Below are 25996 nucleotides of genomic sequence, written 5' to 3'. Positions count from 1 at the left end.
TCGCGGCGTGCATGACCAAGGGCAGGGCATGATAGGTGGCGATACATGCTTTAAGCTGTGCGCCCCTTGCCCCAGGAAACCGCCATGTCCGCCAGCATCGCCTTGATCGCCCGTTATTACGATGCGTTCAACCGCGGCGACTGGGAGGCCATGCTCGACTGCCTCACCGAGGACGTGGCGCACGACATCAACCAGGGCCATCGCGAAACCGGGCGCGACACCTTCCGTGCCTTCCTCGCGCGCATGAATCGAAGCTACCGCGAAGAGCTGCGCGATATCGTGCTGATGAAGAGCGCTGACGGCGCGCATGCCGCAGCGGAATACATTGTCCATGGTCAATATCTCGCCGACGACGAAGGCCTGCCGCCGGCCCGCGGCCAGCGTTATGTGCTGCCGGGCGGGGCCTTTTTCGAGATACGCGATGGTCGCATTGCGCGCATCAGCAACTATTACAACCTGTCCGATTGGATCGCGCAGGTATCTGGCTGAGCCATGGGCGTGCGCATCCTCACCAGTGTCGGCGAGGCGGTAAGGGCGCACCTGGAAGCATTGGCGCGCCTGCGCATCTCGGTGTTCCGCGACTATCCGTATCTGTACGACGGCGACATGGCGTACGAGCAGCGCTATCTGGAAGCGTACGCGCGCTCGCGACGCAGCGTGTTCGTGCTGGCACTCGATGGCGACGATGTCGTGGGCTGCTCCACCGGCATTCCGCTGGTCGACGAAGTGCCCGCCATCCAGCAGCCGTTCGTGGCGCGCGGGATGGTGCTGGGCGACGTGTACTATTTCGGCGAATCGGTGTTGTTGCCGGCGTATCGCGGGCAGGGCATCGGCCACCGTTTCTTTGATGCGCGCGAACACCACGCGCGCTCCCAGCCGGGTTATCGATGGACGGCGTTCTGCGCCGTGGAACGCGCCGGCAACGATGCACGCCAGCCGCCCGGTTACCGACCCAACGACGCGTTCTGGCGCAAGCGCGGCTACCAGCGGCAGGACGATATGTTCTGCGAGCTGGACTGGACCGAGCTCGACGCCCTGACACCTACCGCCCACCGCCTGCGTTTCTGGCTACGTCCGTTGGACGCATGAATACTGCACCTATGACCCGCACTCTCGACCAATGGTTGTCGTACCAGGAACGCGTGAACGTGCGCAGCATCGAGCTGGGCCTCGATCGCGTGCGTGCCGTATGGGAACGCATGGGCGCGCCTGCGCCGGCGCGCCGCGTCATCACGGTGGGCGGCACCAATGGCAAGGGCTCCACCGTCGCGATGCTCGAGGCCATGCTGAGCGCCGCGGGCCAGCGCGTGGGCTGTTACACCTCGCCGCATCTGCTGCGTTACAACGAACGCATCCGCATCGACGGACATGATGCGGACGACGAAGCGCTGGTTGCCAGTTTCGAGCGCATCGAGGCGGCGCGCGGCGAAATCTTGCTGACCTATTTCGAGTTCGGCACGCTGGCCGCACTGGATCTGTTTGCGCGCGCCGACCTGGACCTAGCGGTGCTCGAAGTCGGTCTGGGTGGCCGACTTGATGCTGTGAACATTATCGACGCCGACGTGGCCGTGATCACCACGGTCGATCTCGATCACATGGATTGGCTGGGCCCGGACCGCGACAGCATCGGCGGGGAAAAGGCGGGCATCGCGCGGGCAGGGCGCCTGGCCGTAGTCGGTGAAGCCGATCCGCCGTCGGGTCTGCTGCAGGCGCTGGAACGTATCGGCGCAAACGTCGAGCGAGCCGGCGTGGAATTCAGCGTGGAGCGACTATCGTCCGGCTGGCAGTGGCGTCATCGCGATGGCACGACGTGGACGCTGCCCGATCCCGCGCTGGCCGCACCCGTGCAATACGCGAATGCGGCTGCAGCCATTGCCGCGCTGTACGGCTTGCAACAACAAGATGCGGTGCTGGCGACGAAGGATCTCGCGCTTGCCGCCGCGATCGGCGTTCGTACTGCCCAAGTGGCGGCCCGGCTGCAGGTTCTGGCTGGCGATCCCGCCCTGGTGGTGGACGTGGGCCACAACCCGCAGGCGGCACGTGCGTTGGCCGAGTGGCTGGATGCGCGTCCCGGCATCCGTGTGCATGCCGTCTATGGCGCTCTGTCCGACAAGGATGTGGCCGGCGTGATCGGCGCGCTGGGCACGCGCATCGCGCACTGGCATCTGGCCGGGCTGGCTCAGGACACGCCGCGTGGACTGACTGCCGAAGCGCTGGCCGAGCAGCTGGCGGCTGTGCTGCCCGGTGCTGGCTATGAGGTCCATGCCGACGTCGGCACTGCACTGAAGGCGGCGCGATCTTCAGCCAGGCCCGGCGAATGCGTGCTCGCTTTCGGCTCGTTTTTCGTCGCGGCGGCGGTGCTTGCTGAATCGGGTGGGTCCGATTCGGCCTGAGCGGCAGCTGGCCCGGCTATAATCGCCCCGTTCTCGCTTCCCCGCCCGCTTGGAGCCCGTCTTGAAAACACGTCTGCTGGGAGCTGCCGTTCTCATCGCGCTGGCTGTGCTGTTTGTGCCGATGTTCATCTCCAGCAACCCGCCGACCACCAGTGGCGACGAATCGGTGAGCCTGGCGATCCCGCCGGCGCCCGATCGCGACCTGCAGACCAAGACCATGAGCCTGACGCCGGGCGCGGCTCCCGCTTCCACGGCGGCGGCGCCCAAGCCGGTCGTGCCGGCACCGGCGGCCACGGCCACCCCGGTGGGTTCGTCCGACCAACTGGCGACGGTGAACATCGGTTCCAACCGTCCCAAGGACGTGGAAACCGACCCCACCGCCGGCCAGAAGCCTGAACCCACCACCGTGACGCGCCCGGGCTCCAGCGCCTCCCAGCCGGTGATCCCGGTGCAGGGCAAGGCCGCGACCGGCGTGACGGGTTCGGCCACCACCACGGCCGGCAAGGCCACCACGCCGGCCGCCATTCCTGCCCAGCAGGAACCGGCCATGCCGCCGGCGACTGCCGCGCACGGTGCGTATTCGCTCAATCTCAGCGCCTATGCGTCCAGCGCCAGCGCCCAGAGCCTGATCCAGCGCGTGCGCGGTTTGGGTTACCCGGCTTCGGGTCGCTCCATCAACCAGGGCGGCAAGCAGCTGACGATGGTGACGGCGGGTCCGTTCGAATCCCGCGCCGGCGCCGAAGCGGCCCGCCTGAAGATCACCCAGACCATCCCGGGAGCGCCGGCACGCCTGGAAGGCAGCGCCTCCACGCCCACCCAGGACGATGCACCGGCAGCCAAGCCGGCAACGCCTGCGGCCAATACGGCAGCGGCGCCCGCATCGCATCCCGGCGGCTGGGCCGTGCAGGTGGCCGCCATGGGCAGCCAGAACGACGCCAATGCGCTGCGCGACAAGCTGCGCGCCAACGGCTTCGATGGTTACGTGGATACGGTCAATGCCAACGGCAAGCAGCTGTGGCGTGTGCGCGCGGGTCCGCAGACCCAGCGCGCCGATGCCGTGCGCGTGCGTGACCAGATCAAGAGCAAGCTGGGCGTGGACGGCAACGTCGTCACCGCTCCGTGAACTTCAACCTGAACCAGCGACGGTAAGGTGACCCGGTGAATTGGGCCGATTACATCATTCTTGCCGTACTGGGCGTCTCGGTCTTGATTGGCCTGTGGCGCGGCCTCATTTCCGAGGTGTTGGCGCTGGCCATCTGGATCGTGGCGTTCTGGGTGGCCTGGACCTACGGGCCCAGCGTGGCGGCGTATTTCGAACACAGTATCCAGCTGCCGTCGGCGCGGATCCTGGTGGGCTACGGCCTTTGCTTCATCGTGGTGCTGATCGTGGGTGCGCTGCTGCGCTTCCTGGTGAGCAAGCTGGTGGAAAGTACCGGTTTGTCCGGCACCGACCGCCTGCTGGGCATGGTGTTTGGTTTCGTGCGCGGCGTGCTGCTGGTGACGCTGGCGGTGTTCCTGCTCGGGTTTACCGCGTTCACGCGCGACCCGTGGTGGCACGATTCGGTGTTATTGCCGCAGTTCAAGGGAATGGCTGCGTGGCTGGGTGAGCGCGTGCCGGACAACGTCCGTCACTACCTCAATCCGCAGCCCCTGCTAGACCATTTACCCGCCTTGCCAGCGGGCATGCCAGGCGCTTCGCCAGCGACTGGACATGAAACCCATCCCGCGACCGCAACCACGGCCGCTCCGGCAGCGACTTTCTAATACAGGCTTTCAAACCATGTGCGGAATCATCGGCATCGTCGGCACCAGTGAGGTCGCCGCGTCACTTTATGACGGTTTGACCGTGTTGCAGCACCGTGGCCAGGACGCCGCCGGCATTGCCACGGTGGATGGCGCGCGCCTGCGCCTGCACAAGGGCAACGGCCTGGTGCGCGACGTGTTCAACCAGACCTCGATGAGCGGCCTGCGTGGCCGCATCGGCATCGGTCATTGCCGCTATCCCACGGCCGGTTCCGAAGGCTCGGCCGAGGCGCAGCCGTTCTACGTGAACTCGCCTTACGGCATCGCGTTCGCCCACAACGGCAACCTGGTCAACACCGAACAGCTGCGCCGCGAGATGTTCGAAGACGACCGTCGCCACATCAACACCGATTCCGATTCCGAAGTGCTGCTCAACGTGCTGGCGCACGAGCTGCAGATCCAGGATCGGATGGCGCTCACGCCCGACCACATCTTCAAGGCGGTGGCCGGCGTGCATCAGCGCGCAGCTGGTGGTTATGCGTGCATCGCCCTGGTGCTGGGCTACGGCCTGCTGGCCTTCCGCGATCCCAACGGCATCCGTCCGCTGGTGCTGGGCGAGCGCGTGACGCCGGAAGGCCGCGAATACGCCGTGGCGTCCGAGTCGGTGGCGCTGGATATCCTGGGCTTCAAGCGTCTGCGCGACCTGGACCCGGGCGAAGCCGTGATCATCACCGACGATGGCCAGCTGCATGCGCGCCATTGCTCCGAAGGCGCCACGCACGCGCCGTGCATCTTCGAATACGTGTATCTCGCCCGTCCGGACTCGATGATCGAGAATGTCTCCGTGTACAAGGCGCGCCTGCGCATGGGCCAGAAGCTGGCGGAGAAGATCCTGCGCGAGCGCCCGGACCACGGCATCGAAGCAGTGATCCCGATTCCCGACACCGCGCGCACCGCGGCTTCCGCCCTGGCCGAAGCGCTGGGCGTGCCGTTCCGCGAGGGCTTCGTCAAGAATCGCTATATCGGCCGCACCTTCATCATGCCGGGGCAGGGCGAGCGCGTGAAATCCGTGCGCCGCAAGCTCAATCCGGTCGAGCTGGAATTCCGCAAGAAGAACGTGCTGCTGGTGGACGACTCCATCGTGCGCGGCACCACTTCGCGCCAGATCATCCAGATGGCCCGCGAGGCCGGCGCGCGCAACGTGTACTTCGCCTCCGCCGCACCGCCGGTGCGCTACCCGAACGTGTACGGCATCGACATGCCGGCCGCGTCCGAGCTGGTGGCTTCCGGTCATTCGGAGAAGGAAGTGGAGAAGGTGCTCGGCGCCGACTGGCTGATCTACCAGGATCTGAAGGACCTGGTGTGGGCCGTGCAGGACGGCAACGAGAACCTCAAGCACTTCGACACCTCGTGCTTCTCCGGCGAATACGTCACCGGCCTGGACAAGCAATACCTGCAGCAGATCGAAATGCTGCGCTCGGACGACGCCAAGGCGGCCCGCCGCAGCGCCTAAGCACGACCGCAACCACCTGTGGGAGCGCACGCTGTGCGCGACTGCCTCGACGCAACATGTCGCAGTCGCGCACAGGGTGCGCTCCCACAACCCCACCTGCCAGCGTGTTCCGTCCATGACCGCCGACCTCCACGCTGCCGCCAAGCGCTGCCTCGACGCCACCGATCCCGCGGAAAAGCTGCGCCTAACACACGCCACCTGGGAAGCGTTCCTCGCCGGCGAATTGCGCCCCGATGACGCATCGCCCGCGCCCGAGCCGATCGGCGCGCCAGGCCGGCCCGAGTTGCCCCGCCTGGTACCGCAACGACAAGTGCCGCACCGCGGCCTCGGTTCCAACGAGGGGCGCGCCGCGCTGGTACACGCCGTCGCGCATATCGAATTCAACGCGATCAATCTCGCCTGGGATGCTGTCTACCGCTTTCGCGGCAAGCCGTCGGCCTACTACCGCGACTGGGCCAGCTGCGCGAACGACGAAGCACGCCACTTCACGCTGTTGTCCGGCCGACTGGCCGAGCTAGGCCACGCCTATGGCGACTTCGACGCGCACAACGGCCTATGGGAAATGGCCGAAAAAACCGCCCACCACGACACCGCGCGCATGGCGCTGGTGCCGCGCGTGCTGGAGGCACGTGGCCTGGACGTGACGCCGAGCATGATCGAGCGCCTGCGCTCGGTGGGCGACGATCGCACCGTAGCCATACTCGAAGTGATCCTGCGCGAGGAAGTGGCCCATGTGGCGGCGGGCACGCGCTGGTTCCGGCACTGCTGCGAACGCGACGGGCTGGAGCCGCGCGAGACCTTCCTCGACCTGCTGCGCGACTATATGGGTCCCACCCTGCGCGGCCCGTTCAACCGGCCGGCGCGTCTCGAAGCCGGTTTCGATGAGCAAGAGCTGGATCGCCTGGCCGAGCTCGCGTTGCAAGTCTGAGCGTGCCGTTGGTTTGGAGTCGTCGTAAGTGCTGAAGCGGCCCTGGACTTGGCCATAGCAAGCGGGTTAGAGCCGTGGCATGAAGGAATCTTTCACCGCCGGACGCCCCAGCTCCAAGTCGTCACGGAGCTAATTGCGTGTCAAGAACGCCTCAAATGACGGTAACAGCAAACGACTGCCGTAGCCGCTCACGTGATCGCCGTCAAAGAACAATGGCTTGCCTTGGCGGTACTCACTGCAGGTTGCTGCGGGAGGGCACAGGATCGGGAAAGGATCCCAGATGGAAATGTGATCATTAGTCGCTGCTATTTGCGTCAGCGCGTCGATGACCGGCTTGCGAAATGCCACAGCCTCCGCGCGATCGACCTCGGAGCCCGGCTTGCAGATGGAATTGGTCTGGTTATATTTCTCTGCGCATCGGAACGTTGGCGACCTGAAAATCGGTTTTGGCGCTTCGAATACAACACGAACGCCCAGCGCCGTAAATTTCTGGACGACGGCCTTTCCCTCGATGATTGCCTTTTCTCTGCTGGCCACCGCATCGGCGCCGTAGATCCTGTTCTTTACATCGTCCTCATTGAATTGAACCCACTGGTCGGCGAATCGCGGCATACGAAGCGAGGGGAGAAATACGACGTCGCCCGCGTGGACCTTTCCAAGCAAGTCGGTAAGCGATGCCCGAGTACTCGCTTTGCAATTTTCTTCATCCTCACGTCCCGGTTGCAGGCTCAGAAACGGGCACCCGCCGTTCTGATAGATGACCACAGGGGCGCCCGTCTCCATGGCATAGCTGGTGTATAGAGCCATGTAGCCGACCGCGTGAGAATCGCCCAAGGCAAATACTCGCGGCCCGGTCACGGATTCCTCGCAGTTCCTTTTGACAACACTCAGGTAAAAGCCAGTGTCAAGCGAAGTCATGGTCTGATTTACGACGCACCCGGGATGCTCCGGGCTGGTGGGGAGGCCGACGGGATACCAATCCGAGGCGTGGCGGGTGACGGTGCTGATGGAAATCTTCGGCTGCTTGGCCTCAAGTTTGGAAGCAGCCTTGCAGCCCACCCCGATCAGCGCGAATCCCGCAAAAACGACGACGACTTGTTTCAGTCTGCGGGCCGCCCGCCTCGGGGGTACCTCGACCCAGTAGTACGACGCGATGGAGAGGATCGCCACGATCAGGAGCGCAGCGAGGATCTGCGCTGGACTTTCCAGTCCGGTCGTCCATCGGAAGATGACAAATACGGGCCAATGCCACAGGTAAAGCGAGTAGGAAATTTTTCCTATGAAACGGGGCAGTGGGTGCGTCAGAAGGACCGTGGCAATGCCACCCGGTCGGCCATGAAGAAAGCCCAGTGCGGCCGCAGTGGCCACCACCGGCAGGACGCAGGTCGGAAAAGGTGCGTGCTCGGCTTTGGCTATGACCAGCCCTATGAGCAGTGCAATTGCTGCCAAGTCTCCTGACACTGCAAACCAGCGACGCGGCTCGCTCGCCTTGGTGAAGGAATGGCCGCGAAGCGACATGAACTGGAATAGAAGGACGCCGATGCCCAGCTCCCAGAAACGTCCCCAGGTCAGGTAGAAAGCTTTGGTCTCGTTGACCTGGGCCAACCAGATCGCGCAGACGAAAGAGGCAATAAGTGCAACAGCGAAAAGCACACTTGAGACGAGCTTGCGCTGGTAGATCCATGCGACGAAAAGGATGGGGAAAACCAGGTAGAACTGCTCTTCAACCGCCAGCGACCAGGTGTGCGTGAAAGGATTGAATTCGGCGATCGGAGAGAAGTATCCGACGCCCTGGGCGAGTAGGAAGTTCGAAAGCCCAAAAAAGGCATAGAGGCCCGTTTGTTGGTTTGAACGGGAAAGCCACGCGTCGGGTATCAAAATGGCCAGCGCCGCTGACGTCGCCACCAGGCACACCACCAGTGCAGGCGTAATGCGTGCCAGCCGCCTCGAATAAAAATAGAGAAAGAACTTCGGGAGGCTCAGTTGCTCCATGGTTCCCACGGATCCAGCCACCACGAAGCCGGAGATGACGAAAAAAACATCGACACCGGCGAAACCGCCAGGGAGCCAGTGGGGATTCAAGTGGTACACGATGACCGAAAGCACGGCCATTGCCCTGAGCCCATCGATGTAGGGAGCGTAGAGAACCTTATTGCTCATGCGCAGGACGTCCGTGTTAAGTCGCGGATCTTAGCGTATGCATCCGCATCGCTGTAGGGTGTGTGGCAGAAACGACGACAGTTACCTGGCACGCCGATATGGTGTCTAGCGCGTCTTATTGAAATGCCATTTGGACCTTGGGCACGCTTGCCGTGCCCCGACGAGGAACGCCTCGCAGTTGGCCGCGGAAGCTCCGGGATGGCTTCGCCAAATCTTGCCTACGGGCTCTCGTTGCCAGATTTTCAGGCGCGAGATGGCCTCAGGGCATCGCCCAATAAAAAAGCCGCCTTGCTAGGCGGCTTATCTATCCTTGAAATTCAAGGTTTTAACTTGGTCGGGGTGACATGATTCGAACATGCGACTTCTACGTCCCGAACGTAGCGCTCTACCAGGCTGAGCTACACCCCGTGGAAGCCGCGTATCTTAATGACACCTCGGAGGCTTGGCAACAGTTGCATGGAAAATTTTCGTCACAAACCTCGGTCGGCGCGTCGCAGGGCGATTGAGCAGGGTCTTGGGGCGGCCTTCTGCTAATCTATGCGGCTCTGTCGGACAGGTTGCCAACCGGCGTTTGCCGACGTTTTTCACACCGCTAAGCAGAGGACTTCATGGCGCTTACCCAGGCCCGCACCATGCCCGGCGTGCTCGAGCTGCTGCCGCTCGACCAGATCGCGTTCCAGCGCATGCTCGACGTGATCCGCCGTAATTATGAGCGCTTCGGTTTTCTGCCGGTGGAAACGCCGGTGATGGAGTTCTCCGACGTGCTGCTCACCAAGACGGGCGGTGAGACCGAGCGCCAGGTGTATTTCGTGCAGTCCACCGGCGCCTTGAACAACGCCGACAAGGGCGATGGCGTGCCCGAACTGGCCCTGCGCTTCGACCTCACCGTGCCGCTGGCGCGCTATGTGGCCGAGCACGAGCACGATCTGTCGTTCCCGTTCCGCCGCTACCAGATGCAGCGCGTCTACCGCGGCGAGCGCGCCCAGCGTGGCCGTTTCCGCGAGTTCTACCAGTGCGACATCGATGTGATCGGAAAGGACAGCCTGTCGGTGCGTTACGACGCCGAGCTGCCCGCGGTGATCTACAGCGTGTTCCGCGAACTGAATGTCGGCGCGTTCACCATCCAGCTCAACAACCGCAAACTGATGCGCGGCTTTTTTGAAAGCCTGGGCGTGGTGGATGGCGAACAGCAGACCCTTGTGCTGCGCGAAGTGGACAAGCTCGACAAGYGCGGCGCCGATTACGTGCGCGACACGCTGATCGCCGAGCCGTTCGGGCTGAGTGCCGAGACCGCGCAAAAGATCCTCGACTTCGTGCAGGTGCGTTCCACCTCACTGCAGGACGCGTTGGACAAGCTCGACGCACTCGGCCCCGGTCCTGAAACGATGGAGCAGGGCCGCGCCGAGCTGAAGGAAGTGCTGCTGCTGATCCATGCGTTCGGCGTGCCGGAATCGCATTACGCCTTGAATCTGTCGATCGCGCGCGGCCTGGACTATTACACCGGTACCGTCTACGAGACGACGCTCAACGATCATCCGCAGATCGGTTCGGTCTGCTCCGGTGGCCGCTACGAAAACCTCGCCGGCCAGTACACCAAGTCGCACCTGCCGGGCGTGGGCATTTCCATCGGTCTCACCCGCCTGTATTGGCAGCTGCGTGATGCAGGGCTGATCGGCACCGCGCGCAGCACGGTCGATGTGCTGGTGACCCAGATGGATCCGGCGCAGCTGCCGGCTTATCTGGCGGTGGCCAGCGAACTGCGCGGCGCCGGTATCGCCACCGAAGTGGTGCTCGATGGCGGCAAGCTCGGCAAGCAATTCAAGTACGCCGATCGCGCGGGCATCCGCTTCGTGATCGTGCTGGGCGAAGACGAGCTGGCCAAGGGCGTGGTGACGGTCAAGGATCTGCGTCGCGAAGACCAGTTTGAAGTGGCTCGCGCCGATCTCATCAAGACTTTGCGCGTGGAACTGGCGCAGGCCGAAATCGGCGCCTGAGCGCGGTTCGCTTTCATCAGATGCCGCCGCAGCCGCCAGGCGCGGCGGCTGACATAGACTTCAAGGCCCGTCCGGGCTGGAGCCAAGCATGACCGCAAAGACGATACTCCTGGACGGCAACAGCCTCACGCGCGACCAGCTGGTCGCGGTAGCCCGACAGGGGCTGCGCGTGGAGCTGGATGAAGCTCAGCTCAAGCGCGTGCAGCGCGCGGCCGATTTCCTCGCCGACAAGGTGAGTTGCGGCGAACCCACCTATGGCGTCACCACCGGTTTCGGCAGCAATGCCGACAAGCTGCTGGGCGCGCATCGCCTGCGCGATGAGCTGCCCGGTGGCGATCCCGACAAACCCGAAGGCACGCTGCTGGAAGAACTGCAGCACAACCTGATCACCACGCATGCAGTGTGCGTCGGCAAGCCGTTCGCGCCGGAAGTGGTGCGCGCCATGCTGGTGATCCGCATCAACACGCTGATGCGCGGCCATTCGGGCATCCGCGTTGAAACGCTGAAGGCGCTGACCGCGATGCTCAACGCCGGCGTCGTGCCGGTGGTGCCAGAGAAGGGTTCGGTGGGCGCCAGTGGCGACCTGGCGCCGCTGTCGCATCTGGCCATCGTGTTGCTGGGCGGTGGCGAAGCGTTCTATCAGGGCGAGCGCCTGGATGGCGCACAGGCGCTCAAGCGCGCCGGCCTCACGCCGATCCGCCTGTCTTTCAAGGAAGGTCTGGCGCTGAACAACGGCACGGCGCAGATGCTGGCCACTGCAGCGCTCGCGCTCGATGAGCTCGAGCACCTGCTCGAGCTCGCCGATCTTGCTGCCGCGATGACGCTGGATGCATTCGCTGGCCGCAGCGGCGCCTTGCGTCCGGAAGTGCACGCGCTGCGTCCGCATCCGGGCCAGGTGGACGCGGCCGCCCACGTGCGCGAGCTGCTCACGGGCAGCACCCTGGTCGATATTCCCTATCACCTGGTGCCACGCTTCAAGCAGTGGTCGGCCGAGGCGTGGGCCGATCCCGCCGATCAGGCACTCACCTTCGATATCGGCTGGGACTGGGTGCCGGCCAACCAGCGTCATGGTCGCGAAGCGTTCTACGCGCGCTTCCTGCCGTTCAAGGGCGGCAAGAAGCACCAGCCGCAGGACGCCTATTGCCTGCGCTGCATGCCGCAGGTGCATGGCGCCGTGCGCGACGCCTGGGCGCAGGCCTGCCGCGTGATCGACGTGGAACTGAACTCCGTCACCGACAATCCGCTGATCTTCCCCGATGCCGAGGACGCCCAGTTCATCGAGGAGCAGGTGATCTCCGCCGGCCACTTCCACGGCATGCCGCTGGCCTTGGCCATGAGCTATGTGAAGGCGGCCATCCCGGTGCTCGCTTCGATCTCCGAGCGTCGCCTCAACAAGCTGGTCGACCCGGCCACCAATGATGGTCTGCCGGCGTTTCTTACCGGCAACGAGGATGGCACCGATTCCGGCTTCATGATCGTGCAGTACACCGCGGCCGCGCTGGTGAACGATCTGGCCACGCGCGCGCATCCGGCCAGCGTGTACTCCGTACCGACCAGCGCGAATGCGGAAGATCACGTGTCGATGGGCGCCAATGAAGCGCGTCACGTGCTCGAGATGATGGAAGATCTCGGCTATGTGCTGGCGATGGAGCTGTACACCGCCGCCCAGGCGCTGGATTTCCGCCAGGCCATGCTCAACGCCGCGCGCCGTCTTGCCTCGCGTGGCGACTGGCAGGCCCTGGCCGGCAAGGTGGCCAACGCGCCGCGCGAAGATCATGCGCATTACGCGCAGTTCGTGGAAGAGGTGCAGCAACTCACCGCGGCGCTGACCAATGTCGGTGATTTTCACGCGGGCGAAGCCGTGCGCAAGGCTCACGATGCCTTGCGTCGACGCATTGATTTCATGCCGCGCGACCGGGCGATGGATGGGGATGTCCGCACGATTTGCGAGTTGGTGCGGCAGCGGGTGTTTGCCAAGTAAGCGTCTAAAGAAAGGGTCGCTCAGGCGGCCCTTTTCTTTTGGTGGGTTTGGGCGGATTGAGTCGCGCACAGGGTGCGCTCCCACAGGGCTGGCCGAACCTCTGTGGGAGCGCACCCTGTGCGCGACTCATTCCAGCGACGAGCCCACCCGCCACAATTGCCGCGCCACCCAGGCAAGCCACAGCAGTATCAATACGATCAGCACCTTCTGCGTGAGCCCTGGCGGCAAACCTTTCCACAGCGCCAAGACCCACATCTGCACGAAAGAAAGCCATGCCAGCGCAACGCCGAGATATCGACCGTTTCGCATATGCGCATCGCGCAGCCAGCGTGTCGACAGCACCAGCATGGCGACCACAAGGCACAGGAAGGTGGTTTGCGCTGCTTGACCATGGATGAGGCGCGCGAGATCTTCCCTGGGCGTGTGCTCGTAAAGCACCGTCCCTGCGACCACCGGCAGCGCCAGCGCGGCGAGAAGGAAGAGGGTGCTCGCCAGGCCGCTGCGCAGGTCTGCGCGCGTGGCTTGGAAGCTCGACCACGCGAGGCACGCCAGCGCACTCGCCATCAGATAGTAAGCGCCACGCAGCCAGCCGCCGCCTGCGCCACGCAGATACGCGCTCAATGGCATGGCGACTGGATCGAGGTCCGTGCGCGTCACTTGCAGCACGCCAGCCGCCAACGCGAACGCGATCACGACGAAAGCTATCCATCCGGCCGATAGCGCCAGCGATGTGTTTTGCCGCGAAGCGATCATGCGGTTCCTTTAGTCGGCGGCAGGAGTGGGCGCCCGGTGATGATGATCGCTCAACGGCACCTCCGGCAGCAGCAGGATCAGCACGAAGGCGCACGCCACGATGCACGCGCCCAAGGTGAAGGTGGAGGCAATCGCATGGCGATACATCTGCACCGCGGCATCGGTAACCTGATGCAGCAACGCATGGTCCGCCATGCCGCCGCCCTCGGGCGTCATGCTCACGACCGCCGCCGCTGCACTGCCGTGGCTGCGCAGCTGCCAGGCGAGGATGGCGCCCGATCCCGCCACGCCGACCAGGCCGCCGAGCGAACGGAAGAAGGTGAGCGTGGCCGTGCCAACGCCGCGATGAATCGGCGCCAGGGCGCTCTGCACCGCAATCGTCACGTTCGGCATCACCAGGCCCAGACCCAATCCCAGCGCAAAGATGGAGGGCTCGATGATCGCCAGGCTTTGCGCGGTGGCCGCGCTCCACGCCAGCACACCGAACGCCAGCGTCGCCAGCGCGAGCCCTGCCACCACGGTGGGCTTGTAGCGCCCTGCGCGCATCAGCACGCGTCCATTGAACAGTGAAGAGAGCGCGATACCTATCATCATCGGCCCTGTGAGCAGCCCGGAGGTTGCCGGGCTCACGCCCATCACCAGCTGGAAGAACAGCGGGAAGAACAGGCTCGCGCCCATCAACCCCATGAAGGTCAGCGCCATCACCAGGCTGGCGATCACGAACAGGCGATTGTGGAACAGGTCCAGCGGCAATACCGGTTCGGGTTCGCGCTTCACGTGCCGCACGAACATCACGCCGGTGGCCAGCGCGAAGGCGCTGAGCGTCATGATCGGCGTCGACGTCCACGGCCATTGGCCGCCGCCCAGCGTGAGCACCAGCAGCAGCGCGACCGTGCAACTCGTCATCAGCAAGGAGCCGAGATAGTCGATGCGTCGCGCATGCAGCGGCGTGTATTGCCTCAGTGTGCGGCTGATGATCACGAACGCCACCGCGCCCACGGGCAGGTTCACGAAAAAGATCCAGTGCCAGGACAGCAGGTCAGTGATGACGCCGCCAAGCACCGGGCCGACCACACTGCACAGCGCAAAGATGCCGGCCACCACGCCCTGTCGCTTGCCGCGCTGCGTGGGTGGCACCATGTCGCCGATGATGATCTGCGCCAACGGCAGCAAGCCACCCGCGCCGACGCCCTGGATGGCGCGGAACACGATCAGTTCGAGCAGGTTGCTCGCGGCGCCGCACAGCACGGAGCCAAGCAGGAACATGAAGATGGCGAAGTAGAGCACCGGCTTGCGGCCGTATTGATCGCTCAGCTTGCCGTACAGCGGCATGGTGGCCGTGGACGCGAGGATGTACGAGGTGACCACCCACGACAGATGGCTCATGCCGCCCAGGTCGCTCACGATGCGGGGAAGGGCAGTGGCGACAATGCTTTGATCGATCGCGCCCAGCGCAAGCACGATCACCAGGCCGGCAAAGACGCGGCGGATCTCGTGCTCGGTGGCGGGATGGATGGCGTCCGTGGATGCCGCGAGAGTGGCGCTTGGAGTGCTCATGCGTCGATGTCGTTCAATTCGATGTCGTTCAAGGCGGGAAGCGCGGCCCAAAGCGCGGCGCGTGACGAGGGCGGGAGCTGCAGCAGCGCCTTGGTGAGCTGGTCGGTGCGGCGCCGGCGCTTGGCCTCGATCACGGCACGACCATGCGCCGTGGCCACCAGGCCCACACGCCGCCGGTCGCCGTCGGCAGGCTCGGTGCGCTTCACCAGGCCGGCGGCCACCATGCTGTTGATATGCCCGGTCATGGTGGGGCTGCGCAGGCCTTCCAGCTGGGCCAGTTCGCCCACGCCGATGCCCGGGTTCTCCAGGACGTGCAGCAGCAAGGGGAGTTGTACCAGCGAGATGTCCTGGTGATCCGAGTGGCGGCGCAGCTGGCGAAAGAGCCGGCGCAGTGCCGGTCGCAACTGCTCGGCCAGTTCGCGGGCATCGCCTTCGGTGGACGGCTTCTGGCTCATGGGCGGCTTGGCTGGGTGGATAGATAGGCTACCTATCTAATTTAGCGCAAATCTGGGCGGGTGGCGAGTGCGGTGGTCGGGGCAGGGTTGCGTCCGAGTCAGCTACAGAGGGCGTCAATTGGCCTGGAAGCCGCTCCGGACAACCGAAACCGCGGCGGCTTTCCGCAAGATGTTGCCGGCCGGAGGGGTGTCCAGGGCCCTGTTTGTGGCCGTCGCGGCGCGGGGTTGCCCCGGCGGTCCGACGCACGTATCATCTGTTCCACTGTATTAACGCATTAGTACATTATGAAGCGCCGATCGATCGATCCCGAGCAACCTGCCGAGTCCGCCGAGCTGAGTCTGTGCGAGGCGCTGCTGTCGTTGAAGAATGCCGAGGAAATGTCGGCCTTCCTGCATGACCTGTGCACCCCCGCCGAACTCGAAGTCATGGTGGACCGCTGGCGCGTGGTGCCCTACCTGCTTGATGGCGTGTCGTATCGCGAAATCCACGAACGCACCGCCGTGAGCATCACCACCATCGGACGCGTTGCGCGCTATCTCAACCAGGGCAGTGGCGGCTATCTCGCTGCGGCGGCCCGCGCGGCGCGTCGTCGTGCAGCGACCAAGAAGGCAAAGGCATGAAACCGCGCGACCGACTGCGCATCGCGATGCAGAAATCCGGCCGTCTCACTGAACCGGCACTGGAATTGCTCAACCGCTGCGGCCTCACCTTCCGCCAGAGCCGCGACAAGCTGTTCTGTTTTGGCGAAGGCGAGCCCGTGGACCTGTTGCTGGTGCGCGATGACGACATCCCCGGCCTGATCGCGCAAGGCGTGTGCGATCTGGGCATCGTGGGCCGCAATGTGCTGAGCGAATACCGCCTCACCGGTGGTCTGGACGGTCCGGCGCTGGCCGAATGGCGGCCGCTGGGTTTCGGGCGTTGCCGCCTCTCGGTGGCCGTGCCGCAGGATCTGGATTATCGCGATGCCTCGCAGTTGCAGGGCAAGCGCATCGCCACGTCGTATCCGGGGCTGCTGGGCGAGTGGCTGCGCGAGCGCGGCATCGATGCCGGCGTGGTCACGCTGGCCGGTTCGGTGGAAATCGCGCCACGCCTGGGTACAGCCGATGCCATCTGCGATCTCGTGCAGAGCGGCGGCACCCTGGTTGCCAATCAGTTGCGCGAAGCGGATGTACTGCTGGAGAGCGAAGCCGTGCTGGCGGGGCCGCAGGCGCTGCCCACGGACGAGCGCGGCGACATGATCGAGCTGTTGCTAAAGCGCCTCGACGGCGTCATCCAGGTGCGCGAGTCGCGCCTGCTGTTGCTGCAGACCTCGCGTGGCGCGCTCGAGGCCGTGATCCGGCTCCTGCCCGGCGGTCCCCAGCCGACTCTGCTGCCGGTGGCGGGGCAACCGGATCAGCTCATGTTGCAGGCGCTGTGCGCCGGCGAGGTCAGCTGGCGCCAGCTGGAAGAGATCAAGAAGGCAGGTGCGCGCGAGATGTTCGTGCTGCCGGTCGAGAAAATGCTTGCGTGATGCAAGTGCAATGAACGAGCCCACCGTATGAACCGTCTAGATTGGAATGCCCTGGATACGCAGGCGCAGCGCGCGGCGCTGTCGCGACCGGCGCAGTCGCGCGCCGAGAGTTTGCGCACCGGCGTGGAGCAGATCGTTGCGCGTGTACGCGCGGACGGCGATCTGGCGCTGCGTGAACTCACCGCCAAGCTCGACCGCTGCGAGCTGCACGCCATCGAGGTCACCGAGCAGGAATGGCGCGAGGCAGAAGCTCGTCTGGCGCCGGTACTCAAGGCCGCCATCGAGGAAGCCGCCTCACGCATCGACGCCTTTCATCGGGCAGCCGCGCCGCAACCGGTGGCACTGGACACCGCCAGCGGGGTTCGGGTGGAGCGCATGCTGCGGCCGATTGGTCGTGTTGGGCTGTACGTTCCTGCCGGTAGTGCGCCGCTGCCGTCCACCGCGTTGATGCTCGGCGTGCCCGCCCGCATTGCCGGTTGCGCGGAGGTGGTGCTGTGTTCGCCTGCGCGCCCCGACGGCCGTTGCGATGATGCGGTGCTGTACGCCGCGCGCATCACCGGCGTGCATCGCGTGTTCAAACTCGGCGGTGCACAGGCGATCGCCGCCATGGCGTATGGCACCGAGTCCGTGCCCAAGTGCGACAAGCTGTTTGGTCCGGGCAATGCCTGGGTGACCGAGGCGAAGCTGCAGGTCTCCGGCGATCCCGATGGCGCCGCCATCGACATGCCGGCCGGCCCATCCGAAGTGCTGGTGATTGCCGACGAGGATGCCAACGCCGCGTTTATTGCCGCCGATCTGTTGTCGCAGGCCGAACATGGGCCGGACTCGCAGGTGATCCTGCTCAGTCCGTCGGCGTCGCTGCTTGATGCCGTGGAGAAGGAAGTCGCCAGCCAGTGTGCGGCCTTGCCGCGTGCCGGGATTGCGGAGAAAGCGCTGGCGCAGAGTCGCTTGATCGCCGTGGCGTCGCTGGCGCAGGCGGTGCAGGTGAGCAACCGATACGCGCCGGAGCACTTGATCCTCCAGGTCAATGAGCCGCGCGACTTGCTCGACGACGTGCAGAGCGCGGGCTCGGTCTTCCTGGGTGCGTGGACACCCGAGTCCGTGGGCGACTATTGCAGCGGCAGCAACCACGTGTTGCCGACCTATGGCTATGCGCGCAGCTACAGCGGCGTCTCGGTAGCGAGCTATCAGAAGCAGATCACCGTGCAGGAGCTGTCTCCCGAAGGCCTGCGCACGATAGGTCCGTGCACGGCGACGCTGGCTGCCGCCGAGCAGCTGGAAGCCCATCGCCGCGCCGTGACGCTGCGCCTCGCGGCGCTGGAGAACGCGGCATGAGCGTGCTCGACCTGGCCCGCCCCGAGATCCGCGCGCTGCAGCCATATTCGTCGGCGCGCATGGAAGCGAGCGGCGGCCGCATTTTCCTCAATGCGAATGAATCGGCCTGGGCGCCGCCGGGTGATGGCGATCTGGCGTGCAACCGTTATCCCGATCCTCAGCCCGTCGATCTGGTGGAAGCGTTGGCGCGCCTGTACGGTGTGGATCCCGCGCAGATCATCGTAGGGCGCGGCAGCGACGAGGTCATCGACCTGCTGGTGCGCGCGTTCTGCCGCGCCGGTGAAGATGCGATCGCGATCCAGCCCCCCACATTCGGCATGTATGCCGTGAGCGCCCAGATTCAGAACGCCGGCATCGTAGCCGTGCCATTGCAGGCGGATTTCACGCTGGATGTGGATGCGGTGCTCGCCGCCGTCACGCCAGCGGTGAAGCTGGTGTTCGTGTGCACGCCGAACAATCCGACCGGGCAGTTGGTGCCCTTGCGTGACGTGACGCGTCTTGCGCAGGCGCTGGCCGATCGCGCGCTGCTGGTGGTGGATGAGGCCTATCTCGAATTCTCTGATGCGCCCAGTGCGGCCTCGCTGGTGAACCAGTTCGACAACCTCGCCGTGCTGCGCACGCTGTCGAAGGCATGGGCGCTGGCAGGCGCACGCATCGGCAGCCTGGTGGCCAACGAGGCCGTCATCGGCTTGCTTCGACGCATCATCGCGCCTTATCCCTTGCCGCGCCCCTGTGTGGCATTGGCCATGCAAGCCCTGTCTGACGAGGGGCAGGCCGCAGCTCGTTCGCATATGGCCATCGTGCGCGAACAGCGTGAACGCATGCGTCGCGCGCTTGCGGAAATGCCTGGCGTCCGCGAAGCACTCCCTTCGCACGCCAATTTTCTGGCCATCCGCCACGATGACGCCGCCGCCGTCTATCAGTGCCTGCGAGACGCCGGCATCCTGGTGCGAGACATCCGCCGCTATCCGCGGCTGGGCGACGCACTGCGCATCACCGTTGGCTTGCCTGAAGAGAACGACCGGGTGCTCGAGGTGCTGCAGCAGACAGCGACGGCAACAGTGGACGGATCAGCCGCAGGACAAGGTGCATGAGCCGCAAGATTCTCTTTATCGATCGCGACGGCTGCCTGATCGAGGAGCCGGAAGATTTCCAGATCGACAGCTTTGAAAAATTCGCCCTGCTGCCTGGCGTGATCGCTGCCTTGCAGCGCTGCGTGGCCGCCGGCTACGAGCTGGTGATGGTGACCAATCAGGATGGCCTGGGCACCGGCAGTTTTCCCGAAGAGGATTTCATCGGACCGCATGAACTGCTGATGCGCATCCTTGCCTCGCAAGGTATCAAGGTCAGCGAGGTGCTGATCGACCGCAGCTTCCTGCATGAGCGCAAGGACACCCGCAAGCCCGGCATTGGCATGATGCGCCACTACCTGGCGGACGACGGCTGGAGTCGCGCGGCATCGGCCATGGTCGGCGATCGCGAGACCGACCTTCAGTTCGCCGCCAACATGGGTGTACGCGGCTTCCAGGTGGGTTCCAATGGCCTCGGCTGGGATGAGGTCGCACACCTGTTGCTCGACGCGCCGCGCCGGGCAACCGTGGAGCGCAACACGCGCGAAACGCGCATCGCGGTGAGCGTGAATCTGGACCAGACCGCGGAGCCGCAGATCCACACCGGCCTGGGCTTCTTCGACCATATGCTGGAACAGATCGGCAAGCATGGCGGCTTCGCCCTCGCGCTGCGCTGCGACGGCGACACGCATATCGATGAGCATCACACCATCGAAGACTGCGCGCTGGCGCTTGGGCAGGCCTTGCGCCAGGCGCTGGGCGACAAGCGCGGCATTGGCCGCTACGGTTTCGTGCTGCCTATGGACGAAGCGCAGGCGAGCGCGGCGCTGGATCTGTCCGGGCGTCCGTATTTCGTCTTCGAAGGCCAGTTCCCGCGTGAACGCGTGGGCGATATTCCTACCGAACTGATTCCGCATTTCTTTCGATCCTTGTGCGAAACGCTGGGCGCCAATTTGCATCTGAGCGTGCAGGGCGACAATGCGCACCACATGGTGGAAGCCTGCTTCAAAGTGGTGGCGCGCACCCTGCGTCAGGCGATACGACGCGAAGGCAGCGAGCTGCCCAGCACCAAGGGAGCACTGTGATGAGCGTGGTGCTGGTCGATGCCGGCGGCACCAATATCGGCTCGGTGCGCTATGCGTTGCAGCGCCTGGGTGTGGAGGCGTCGCTCACTGCGGATGCCGACACCATTCGCATGGCCGACAAGGTGATCCTGCCAGGCGTGGGCGCAGCAGGTCCCGGCATGGCGCGTCTGCATGAGCTCGGCCTGGTGGCGCTGATGCGTTCGCTGACGCAGCCGGTGCTGGGCGTATGCCTGGGCATGCAATTGCTGTGTGAGCATTCGGAAGAGGGCGATACCGCGTGCCTCGGGGTGATACCTGCGACCGTGCGCCGCTTCACCGAGCAACCGGGCTTGCGCGTGCCACACATGGGTTGGAACCGCCTGCAGCGCCAACGTGAGCATGCTCTGCTGGATGGCCTGGACGACGGCGACTGGGCCTACTTCGTGCACAGTTATGCGGTACCCGCGGGCGACTACGCCCTGGCTCTCACCGATTTTGGGGGCGACTTCAGCTCGGTCATCGCACGCGGCAATTTCCACGGCATGCAGTTTCACCCGGAGCGTTCGGCCAAGGTCGGCGCCCGCCTGCTGAAGAACTTTCTCGAACTATGAGCTTTACCGTCATCCCCGCCATCGATTTGCGCGCTGGCCGCGTCGTCCGCCTCAAGCAGGGCGACTACGAGCAGCAGACGACGTATGACTTCGATCCGCGTTCGCTTGCCCGCGACTACGCGCAAGCGGGCGCCCAATGGTTGCATCTGGTGGATCTGGACGGTGCCCGCGGCGGCAGCCTGGAAAATCTCGCGGTGATCGAGGCGATTGCCAGTGACGGCATGCATATCCAGGCTGGCGGCGGCGTTCGCAGCGAAGCTGACGTGCAGCGGCTGCTCGACGCCGGTGTGTCGCGCGTGGTCCTTGGAAGCCTGGCGATTCGCGATCCGGTGATGGTGGAAGGATGGCTCGCGGCGCGCGGCGTCCATCGCTTCACGCTGGCCTTGGACACCTTGTATCGCGACAGCGCCTGGCGCTTGCCCAGCGCCGGCTGGACGGAGACGGAGTCCAGCACGCTGGACGAGCTCGCGCCGTGGTATGCACAGCGCGGCGCCAAACACCTGCTGTGCACCGATATCGATCGCGACGGCATGCTCGCCGGCTTCAATCTCGACTTGTACCGCTATCTGGCAGCAACGGTGCCGACGATGGCCGTGCAGGCTTCCGGCGGCGTCCGCTCGCTCGATGACATCCGGGCCGCACGCGATGCAGGCGCGAAGGGCGTCATCCTTGGTCGTGCGCTGCTCGAAGGCCGCTTCACCGTGAAGGAGGCACTGGCATGCTGAGTCGTCGCATCATTCCCTGCCTCGATGTGCGCGACGGCAAGGTCGTGAAGGGCGTGCGCTTCCGCGATCACGTGGTGATGGGCGAGATCGTGGATCTGGCGCTGCGCTATCGCGACGAAGGCGCGGACGAACTGGTGTTCTACGACATCACCGCCAGTCCGGAAGGGCGCAGCGTCGATCGCGGCTGGGTCGAGCGGGTCGCCAGCGTCATCGATATTCCGTTCTGCGTTGCGGGCGGTATTCGCAGCGTGGAAGAAGCGCGTGCCGTGCTGCATGCGGGCGCGGACAAGATCTCGGTCAATTCGCCGGCGCTGGAGCGCCCCGATCTTATCGATGAGCTGGCCGCGGCGTTCGGCGTGCAGTGCGTGGTGGTCGGCATCGACAGCCTGCGCGATGCAGATGGGGAGTGGCATGTGCGCCAGTACACCGGCGATCCCTCGCGCACGCAGGCGTTGCCGCGGCGCACGCTGGACTGGCTGGTGGAAGCCCAGCAGCGCGGCGCCGGCGAGATCGTGCTCAATTGCATGGGCAGCGATGGTGTGCGCCAGGGCTACGATCTGGAGCAGCTTGCCGCCGTGCGCAAGTTTTGCCTGGTGCCTTTGATTGCGTCCGGCGGCGCCGGCACGCCGGAACATTTTCGCGACGCCTTCCTCACCGCCGATGTCGACGGTGCGCTGGCCGCCAGCGTATTCCACTCCGGCGCCATTGCCATTCCCGCGCTCAAGCAGTCGCTTGCTGCGTGGGGCGTCGCTGTACGCACGTAACCACGCCATATCCGGTAATCACCATGAACGCCACTACGCTCGATCCCGACCAACTCGACTGGAACAAAGGCGACGGCCTGTTGCCCGCCATCGTCCAGCATTGGCTGACGGGCGAGGTGCTGATGCTGGGGTATATGAATGCCGAGGCCTTGGAGGCGACCCAGCGCATCGGCCAGGTCACCTTCTACAGCCGCAGCAAGCAGCGCCTGTGGACCAAGGGCGAATCGTCCGGGCATGTGCTGACGCTCAAATCGGTGCGCATGGACTGCGACGCCGATACGTTGCTGCTGCAGGCCGCGCCGCATGGACCGACCTGCCACAAGGGCACCAGCAGTTGCTTCGGCGAAGAAGTGCGACCGCCCTTGGGTTTCCTTGCCGAACTGGATGCGTTGATCGAGCAGCGACACACGCAGCGTCCCGCTGGCAGCTATACCACCAAGCTGTTTGAAGGCGGCATACGTCGCATGGCGCAGAAAGTGGGCGAGGAGGGCGTGGAGACTGCGCTTGCTGCCGTGGCGCAGGACGACGAAGCCTTGCTCAGCGAAGCGGCCGATTTGATCTACCACCTCACGGTGACGCTGCGGGCCCGCGGACTAGGCCTTTCCGACGTATCCGCCGTGCTTGCCCAGCGACATGCGACGAGTGTGTCGTCATAACCTCCCGGGAATGAGCCGCGTCACAACTGCACGGATGGCTAGCACGGCCTTAACGGCTGCTGTGATTTCTTGTTACCCCATGCATTGACGTGCTTGCACTGCATGCGGCACGAAGCCGATGAGGCGACCGAGCCGCATCACGGTCTTGGGATGTGAAGGCAGTTTTCACCTGGGATTTCTTTCTGGGGGACGCAACGCGTAGTGATCTGCCTGCGGGCAGACCGCCAGGGGTTGGTGTCCCATTCGAGGATCGCGTTATGGCTGATGTGGCAGTGATCGGTGGTGGGGCGGCAGGCGCGGCGGCGTTCGGCGAGCTGCTCGCGCGATTCGATGGCGGCACGGTCCACTGGATCGTCGGTCAGCACGCACCGGGTCGCGGCGTGGCCTATGGCACCAGCGACAACCAGCACCTGTTGAACGTGCGCGCGGCCTCCATGGGCGTGTTCCAGGAGCATGCCGAGGATTTTCTCCAGCATGCATCGCGGCAGCTGGGCCAGGTGAAGGGTACGGATTTTCTACCGCGGCGGTTGTTCGGAGATTTCATCCAGGCGCAGGTTGGCGCGCGTATCGATGCGGCGCGCCGTGCCGGACGCAGCTTTCGTATTCACCCGCAGAGCGCGCGCGAAATCGTGCCGCGCGGCGAAGGCGGCTATGCGGTACGCGTGGGAGCCGATCGCTGGCTGGAAGTGGGTGATGTGGTACTGGCGGTGGGCGCGCTGGCCCAACGTCCGTTGCGCACCGTCTCGACCACGGCGCTTGCCAGCGGCGCCTATGAACTTGACCCGTGGCGCCTTGATCGCCACCCGCAGGCGCCTCGTCGGGTGGTGGTGATCGGCACCGGCCTGACGGCGGTTGATACGCTGCTGTCGGCGGCCATCAGATGGCCGCACGCCGAACTGGTGGCGGTATCGCGCCATGGCCTGCTGCCGTTCAACCATTCGGCGCTGCCGTTGGCGCCGTATGCGCAGCAGGAGGCGCTCAATCAGGCTCTGCTGGCCAGCGACGGGCCCGCGGCCATGTTCCATCTGGTGCGTCGTGCACTGAGCGACGCTGGCGACACCGACTGGCGCAGCATCATCGACGGCATGCGCCCGATCAATGCCCGGCTCTGGCAGCAGCTCACGCATGCGCGGCGCCGCCAGTTCCTGCGGCATGCGCGCTGGATCTGGGAAGCAGCGCGTCATCGCATGGCGCCGGCCACGGGCGAGGCGATTTACCAGCTGCAGGAAGAGGGCAGGTTGCAGGTGCTGGCGGCACGCGTGCTCGATGTAGACGGCTCTGCGCCGCTGCAGGTGAGTTTGCGCGAACGGGCGACCCAATTGGTCAGCGTGCTGGAGGCGGACCTGGTGATCCAGGCGACGGGCCTGGACACCGCCGTGGCGTACGGCGCCCACGATCTGTTGTCGCAATTGTTGCGCGATGGCCTTGCCACCGCCGACCCCTTGCAGCTGGGCGTGCTGGCCCAGGCCGACGGCCAGCTGGTGCATGCCGACGGCCGCCTGCAACGCGGCCTGTACGCCATCGGATCGTTGTTGCGCGGCAACCTGTGGGAATGCACGGCCATGCCGGAGATACGCGCGGCAGCGCATCGTCTGGCCGTCCATCTGTCACCAGCCGTTGTCACGCGCGAGAGTGCGAGCGAGCTGCCCTGAAGCGCAAATCAGACGATTCTGCGCTGATATTGCGCAGGGTCGCGACATGAGGATATGCCATATTGCGATTTCGTCCGTTCCTCCGCCAACGCTAGTCTGCCGTTTCACCCTTCCGCAGGAGGCGCCATGAAGAAGTCCATCCTCGTACTGCTGGTCGCCATCGGCGTGCTGCTCACGGCCGCCGCTGCCGCCAAGGATGTCTCGCTGCTCAACGTTTCCTACGACCCCACGCGCGAGCTGTACCGCCAGATCAATACGGCGTTTGCCGCGCAATGGAAGGCGCAGCACGGCGACAGCGTCGCCATCCAGATGTCGCATGGCGGTTCGGGCAAGCAGGCGCGTTCGGTGGTCGATGGGCTGCCCGCCGACGTGGTGACCCTGGCGCTGGCCTACGATATCGACGCCATCGCCGATCGCGGCCTGCTGGCCAAGGACTGGCAGAAGAAGCTGCCTAACAACGCCACGCCGTATACCTCGACCATCGTGTTCCTGGTGCGCAAGGGCAATCCCAAGGGCATCAAGGACTGGGCCGATCTGGTGCGCCCGGGTGTGCAGGTGGTGACGCCCAATCCGAAATCCTCCGGCGGCGCGCGCTGGAATTTCCTGGCGGCCTGGGGCTATGCGCTCAAGCAGCCCGGCGGCAGCGATGCCACCGCCAAGGCCTATGTGAAAGAGCTCTTCAAGCACGTCCCCGTGCTCGATACCGGTGCGCGCGGCGCCACCAATACCTTTGTGCAGCGTGGCATCGGCGACGTGCTGATCGCATGGGAGAACGAGGCCCTGCTGGCCCAGCGGCAGTTGGGCAACAACGCGTTCGAGATCGTGGTGCCGTCGATCACCATCGTGGCGGAACCGCCCGTGGCGGTGGTCGACAGCAATGTCGACAAGCACGGTACGCGTGCGGTGGCGCAGGCTTATGTGGAGTTCCTGTATTCGCCGCAGGGCCAGGAGATCGCCGCGAAGAACTTCTATCGCCCGCGTTCGCCCGAGCTGTCTGCGCGCTACGCCAGCCAGTTCCCGGTCACGCATACCTTCACGTTGAGCGATCTGTTCGGCGACTGGCGCCAGGCGCAGGCGAAGTTCTTCAACGATGGCGGCGTCTTCGACCAGCTGGGCGTGGGTAGCTGAGTT

General features: G+C 64.9%; 24 protein-coding genes and 1 tRNA gene. 20 read left to right on the top strand and 5 right to left on the bottom strand.

Annotated elements, in window-relative coordinates; all coding sequences use genetic code 11:
- Positions 1-84 precede the first annotated feature (84 nt).
- From AC1DE1_RS03235 to AC1DE1_RS03205, 7 genes are all read left to right on the top strand, one after another.
- A complete protein-coding gene (locus AC1DE1_RS03235; RefSeq protein WP_477175799.1) occupies positions 85-489 on the top strand; it encodes a ketosteroid isomerase-related protein in 405 nt (134 codons plus the stop codon).
- Positions 490-492: 3 nt separating this feature from the next.
- On the top strand, positions 493-1089 hold the full coding sequence (locus AC1DE1_RS03230) for a GNAT family N-acetyltransferase (RefSeq protein ID WP_477175798.1): 597 nt from the start codon (positions 493-495) through the stop codon (positions 1087-1089).
- Between the two features lie 11 nt (positions 1090-1100).
- Positions 1101-2393, top strand: a complete 1293-nt coding sequence (gene folC / locus AC1DE1_RS03225) for a bifunctional tetrahydrofolate synthase/dihydrofolate synthase (protein WP_477175797.1) — start codon at positions 1101-1103, stop codon at positions 2391-2393.
- A gap of 61 nt (positions 2394-2454) precedes the next feature.
- The gene (locus AC1DE1_RS03220; RefSeq protein WP_477175796.1) at positions 2455-3516 is read left to right on the top strand and encodes an SPOR domain-containing protein; all 1062 of its coding nucleotides are present in this window, start codon (positions 2455-2457) and stop codon (positions 3514-3516) included.
- Between the two features lie 35 nt (positions 3517-3551).
- On the top strand, positions 3552-4157 hold the full coding sequence (locus tag AC1DE1_RS03215; RefSeq protein ID WP_441603405.1) for a CvpA family protein: 606 nt from the start codon (positions 3552-3554) through the stop codon (positions 4155-4157).
- A gap of 16 nt (positions 4158-4173) precedes the next feature.
- Positions 4174-5649, top strand: coding sequence for an amidophosphoribosyltransferase (gene purF / locus AC1DE1_RS03210; RefSeq protein ID WP_046971130.1), 1476 nt, complete (start codon positions 4174-4176; stop codon positions 5647-5649).
- Between the two features lie 115 nt (positions 5650-5764).
- Positions 5765-6577, top strand: a complete 813-nt coding sequence (locus AC1DE1_RS03205) for a ferritin-like domain-containing protein (protein WP_477175795.1) — start codon at positions 5765-5767, stop codon at positions 6575-6577.
- A gap of 129 nt (positions 6578-6706) precedes the next feature.
- Here the strand turns inward: AC1DE1_RS03205 and AC1DE1_RS03200 are convergent, their stop codons facing one another.
- Together AC1DE1_RS03200 and AC1DE1_RS03195 are read right to left on the bottom strand one after the other, a co-directional pair.
- Positions 6707-8737: an acyltransferase family protein gene (locus AC1DE1_RS03200; protein ID WP_477175794.1), complete on the bottom strand. Its 2031-nt coding sequence runs from the start codon at positions 8735-8737 to the stop codon at positions 6707-6709.
- 331 nt (positions 8738-9068) lie between these two features.
- A tRNA-Pro gene (locus tag AC1DE1_RS03195) sits at positions 9069-9145 on the bottom strand.
- A gap of 200 nt (positions 9146-9345) precedes the next feature.
- Here AC1DE1_RS03195 and hisS point away from each other — a divergent pair.
- Together hisS and AC1DE1_RS03185 are read left to right on the top strand one after the other, a co-directional pair.
- On the top strand, positions 9346-10731 hold the full coding sequence (hisS, locus tag AC1DE1_RS03190) for a histidine--tRNA ligase (RefSeq protein WP_477178895.1): 1386 nt from the start codon (positions 9346-9348) through the stop codon (positions 10729-10731).
- Between the two features lie 88 nt (positions 10732-10819).
- Positions 10820-12712: an HAL/PAL/TAL family ammonia-lyase gene (locus AC1DE1_RS03185; protein ID WP_477175792.1), complete on the top strand. Its 1893-nt coding sequence runs from the start codon at positions 10820-10822 to the stop codon at positions 12710-12712.
- A 126-nt stretch (positions 12713-12838) separates the two neighbouring features.
- On the opposite strand, the gene AC1DE1_RS03180 is transcribed toward AC1DE1_RS03185, so the two are convergent.
- The 3 genes from AC1DE1_RS03180 to AC1DE1_RS03170 are packed head-to-tail and all read right to left on the bottom strand — an operon-like array spanning position 12839 to position 15477.
- On the bottom strand, positions 12839-13465 hold the full coding sequence (locus AC1DE1_RS03180; protein ID WP_477175791.1) for a DUF998 domain-containing protein: 627 nt from the start codon (positions 13463-13465) through the stop codon (positions 12839-12841).
- 9 nt (positions 13466-13474) lie between these two features.
- A complete protein-coding gene (locus AC1DE1_RS03175) occupies positions 13475-15022 on the bottom strand; it encodes an MDR family MFS transporter (RefSeq protein ID WP_477175790.1) in 1548 nt (515 codons plus the stop codon).
- Complete coding sequence (locus tag AC1DE1_RS03170; RefSeq protein ID WP_441603399.1) at positions 15019-15477, bottom strand: MarR family winged helix-turn-helix transcriptional regulator; 459 nt, start codon at positions 15475-15477, stop codon at positions 15019-15021. Before AC1DE1_RS03170 ends, AC1DE1_RS03175 begins: the two co-directional genes overlap by 4 nt.
- Positions 15478-15762: 285 nt before the next feature.
- Here AC1DE1_RS03170 and AC1DE1_RS03165 point away from each other — a divergent pair, with 285 nt between their 5' ends.
- The 11 genes from AC1DE1_RS03165 (at position 15763) to AC1DE1_RS03115 (ending at position 25993) form a co-directional block, all read left to right on the top strand.
- Complete coding sequence (locus AC1DE1_RS03165) at positions 15763-16098, top strand: YerC/YecD family TrpR-related protein (RefSeq protein ID WP_441603398.1); 336 nt, start codon at positions 15763-15765, stop codon at positions 16096-16098.
- Entirely contained in the window at positions 16095-16988 is an 894-nt protein-coding gene (hisG, locus tag AC1DE1_RS03160) for an ATP phosphoribosyltransferase (RefSeq protein WP_441603397.1), read from the top strand. The genes AC1DE1_RS03165 and hisG overlap by 4 nt, the downstream gene beginning before the upstream one ends.
- 27 nt (positions 16989-17015) lie before the next feature.
- Positions 17016-18323, top strand: coding sequence for a histidinol dehydrogenase (gene hisD / locus AC1DE1_RS03155; protein ID WP_477175789.1), 1308 nt, complete (start codon positions 17016-17018; stop codon positions 18321-18323).
- Complete coding sequence (hisC, locus tag AC1DE1_RS03150) at positions 18320-19417, top strand: histidinol-phosphate transaminase (protein ID WP_477175788.1); 1098 nt, start codon at positions 18320-18322, stop codon at positions 19415-19417. Before hisD ends, hisC begins: the two co-directional genes overlap by 4 nt.
- On the top strand, positions 19414-20478 hold the full coding sequence (gene hisB, locus AC1DE1_RS03145; protein ID WP_477175787.1) for a bifunctional histidinol-phosphatase/imidazoleglycerol-phosphate dehydratase HisB: 1065 nt from the start codon (positions 19414-19416) through the stop codon (positions 20476-20478). Before hisC ends, hisB begins: the two co-directional genes overlap by 4 nt.
- A complete protein-coding gene (hisH, locus tag AC1DE1_RS03140; RefSeq protein ID WP_477175786.1) occupies positions 20478-21068 on the top strand; it encodes an imidazole glycerol phosphate synthase subunit HisH in 591 nt (196 codons plus the stop codon). Before hisB ends, hisH begins: the two co-directional genes overlap by 1 nt.
- Positions 21065-21793, top strand: coding sequence for a 1-(5-phosphoribosyl)-5-[(5-phosphoribosylamino)methylideneamino]imidazole-4-carboxamide isomerase (gene hisA / locus AC1DE1_RS03135; protein WP_477175785.1), 729 nt, complete (start codon positions 21065-21067; stop codon positions 21791-21793). Before hisH ends, hisA begins: the two co-directional genes overlap by 4 nt.
- Positions 21787-22557 carry an imidazole glycerol phosphate synthase subunit HisF gene (hisF, locus tag AC1DE1_RS03130; protein WP_477175784.1) on the top strand — a complete coding sequence of 257 codons (771 nt, stop codon included), beginning with the start codon at positions 21787-21789 and terminating at the stop codon, positions 22555-22557. Before hisA ends, hisF begins: the two co-directional genes overlap by 7 nt.
- A gap of 23 nt (positions 22558-22580) precedes the next feature.
- Positions 22581-23213 (top strand): bifunctional phosphoribosyl-AMP cyclohydrolase/phosphoribosyl-ATP diphosphatase HisIE, encoded by a 633-nt coding sequence (gene hisIE, locus AC1DE1_RS03125; RefSeq protein WP_441603390.1) that lies wholly within the window; start codon positions 22581-22583, stop codon positions 23211-23213.
- 257 nt (positions 23214-23470) lie between these two features.
- Positions 23471-24865 carry an FAD/NAD(P)-binding protein gene (locus AC1DE1_RS03120; protein WP_477175783.1) on the top strand — a complete coding sequence of 465 codons (1395 nt, stop codon included), beginning with the start codon at positions 23471-23473 and terminating at the stop codon, positions 24863-24865.
- Between the two features lie 126 nt (positions 24866-24991).
- Positions 24992-25993, top strand: coding sequence for a sulfate ABC transporter substrate-binding protein (locus AC1DE1_RS03115; RefSeq protein ID WP_441603388.1), 1002 nt, complete (start codon positions 24992-24994; stop codon positions 25991-25993).
- Positions 25994-25996 lie beyond the last annotated feature (3 nt).

The sequence above is a fragment of the Dyella sp. 05T440 genome, from assembly GCF_056395965.1.
The sequence above is the reverse complement of the archived record's forward strand: the minus strand, read 5'-3'. Positions and strand labels throughout refer to the sequence as shown.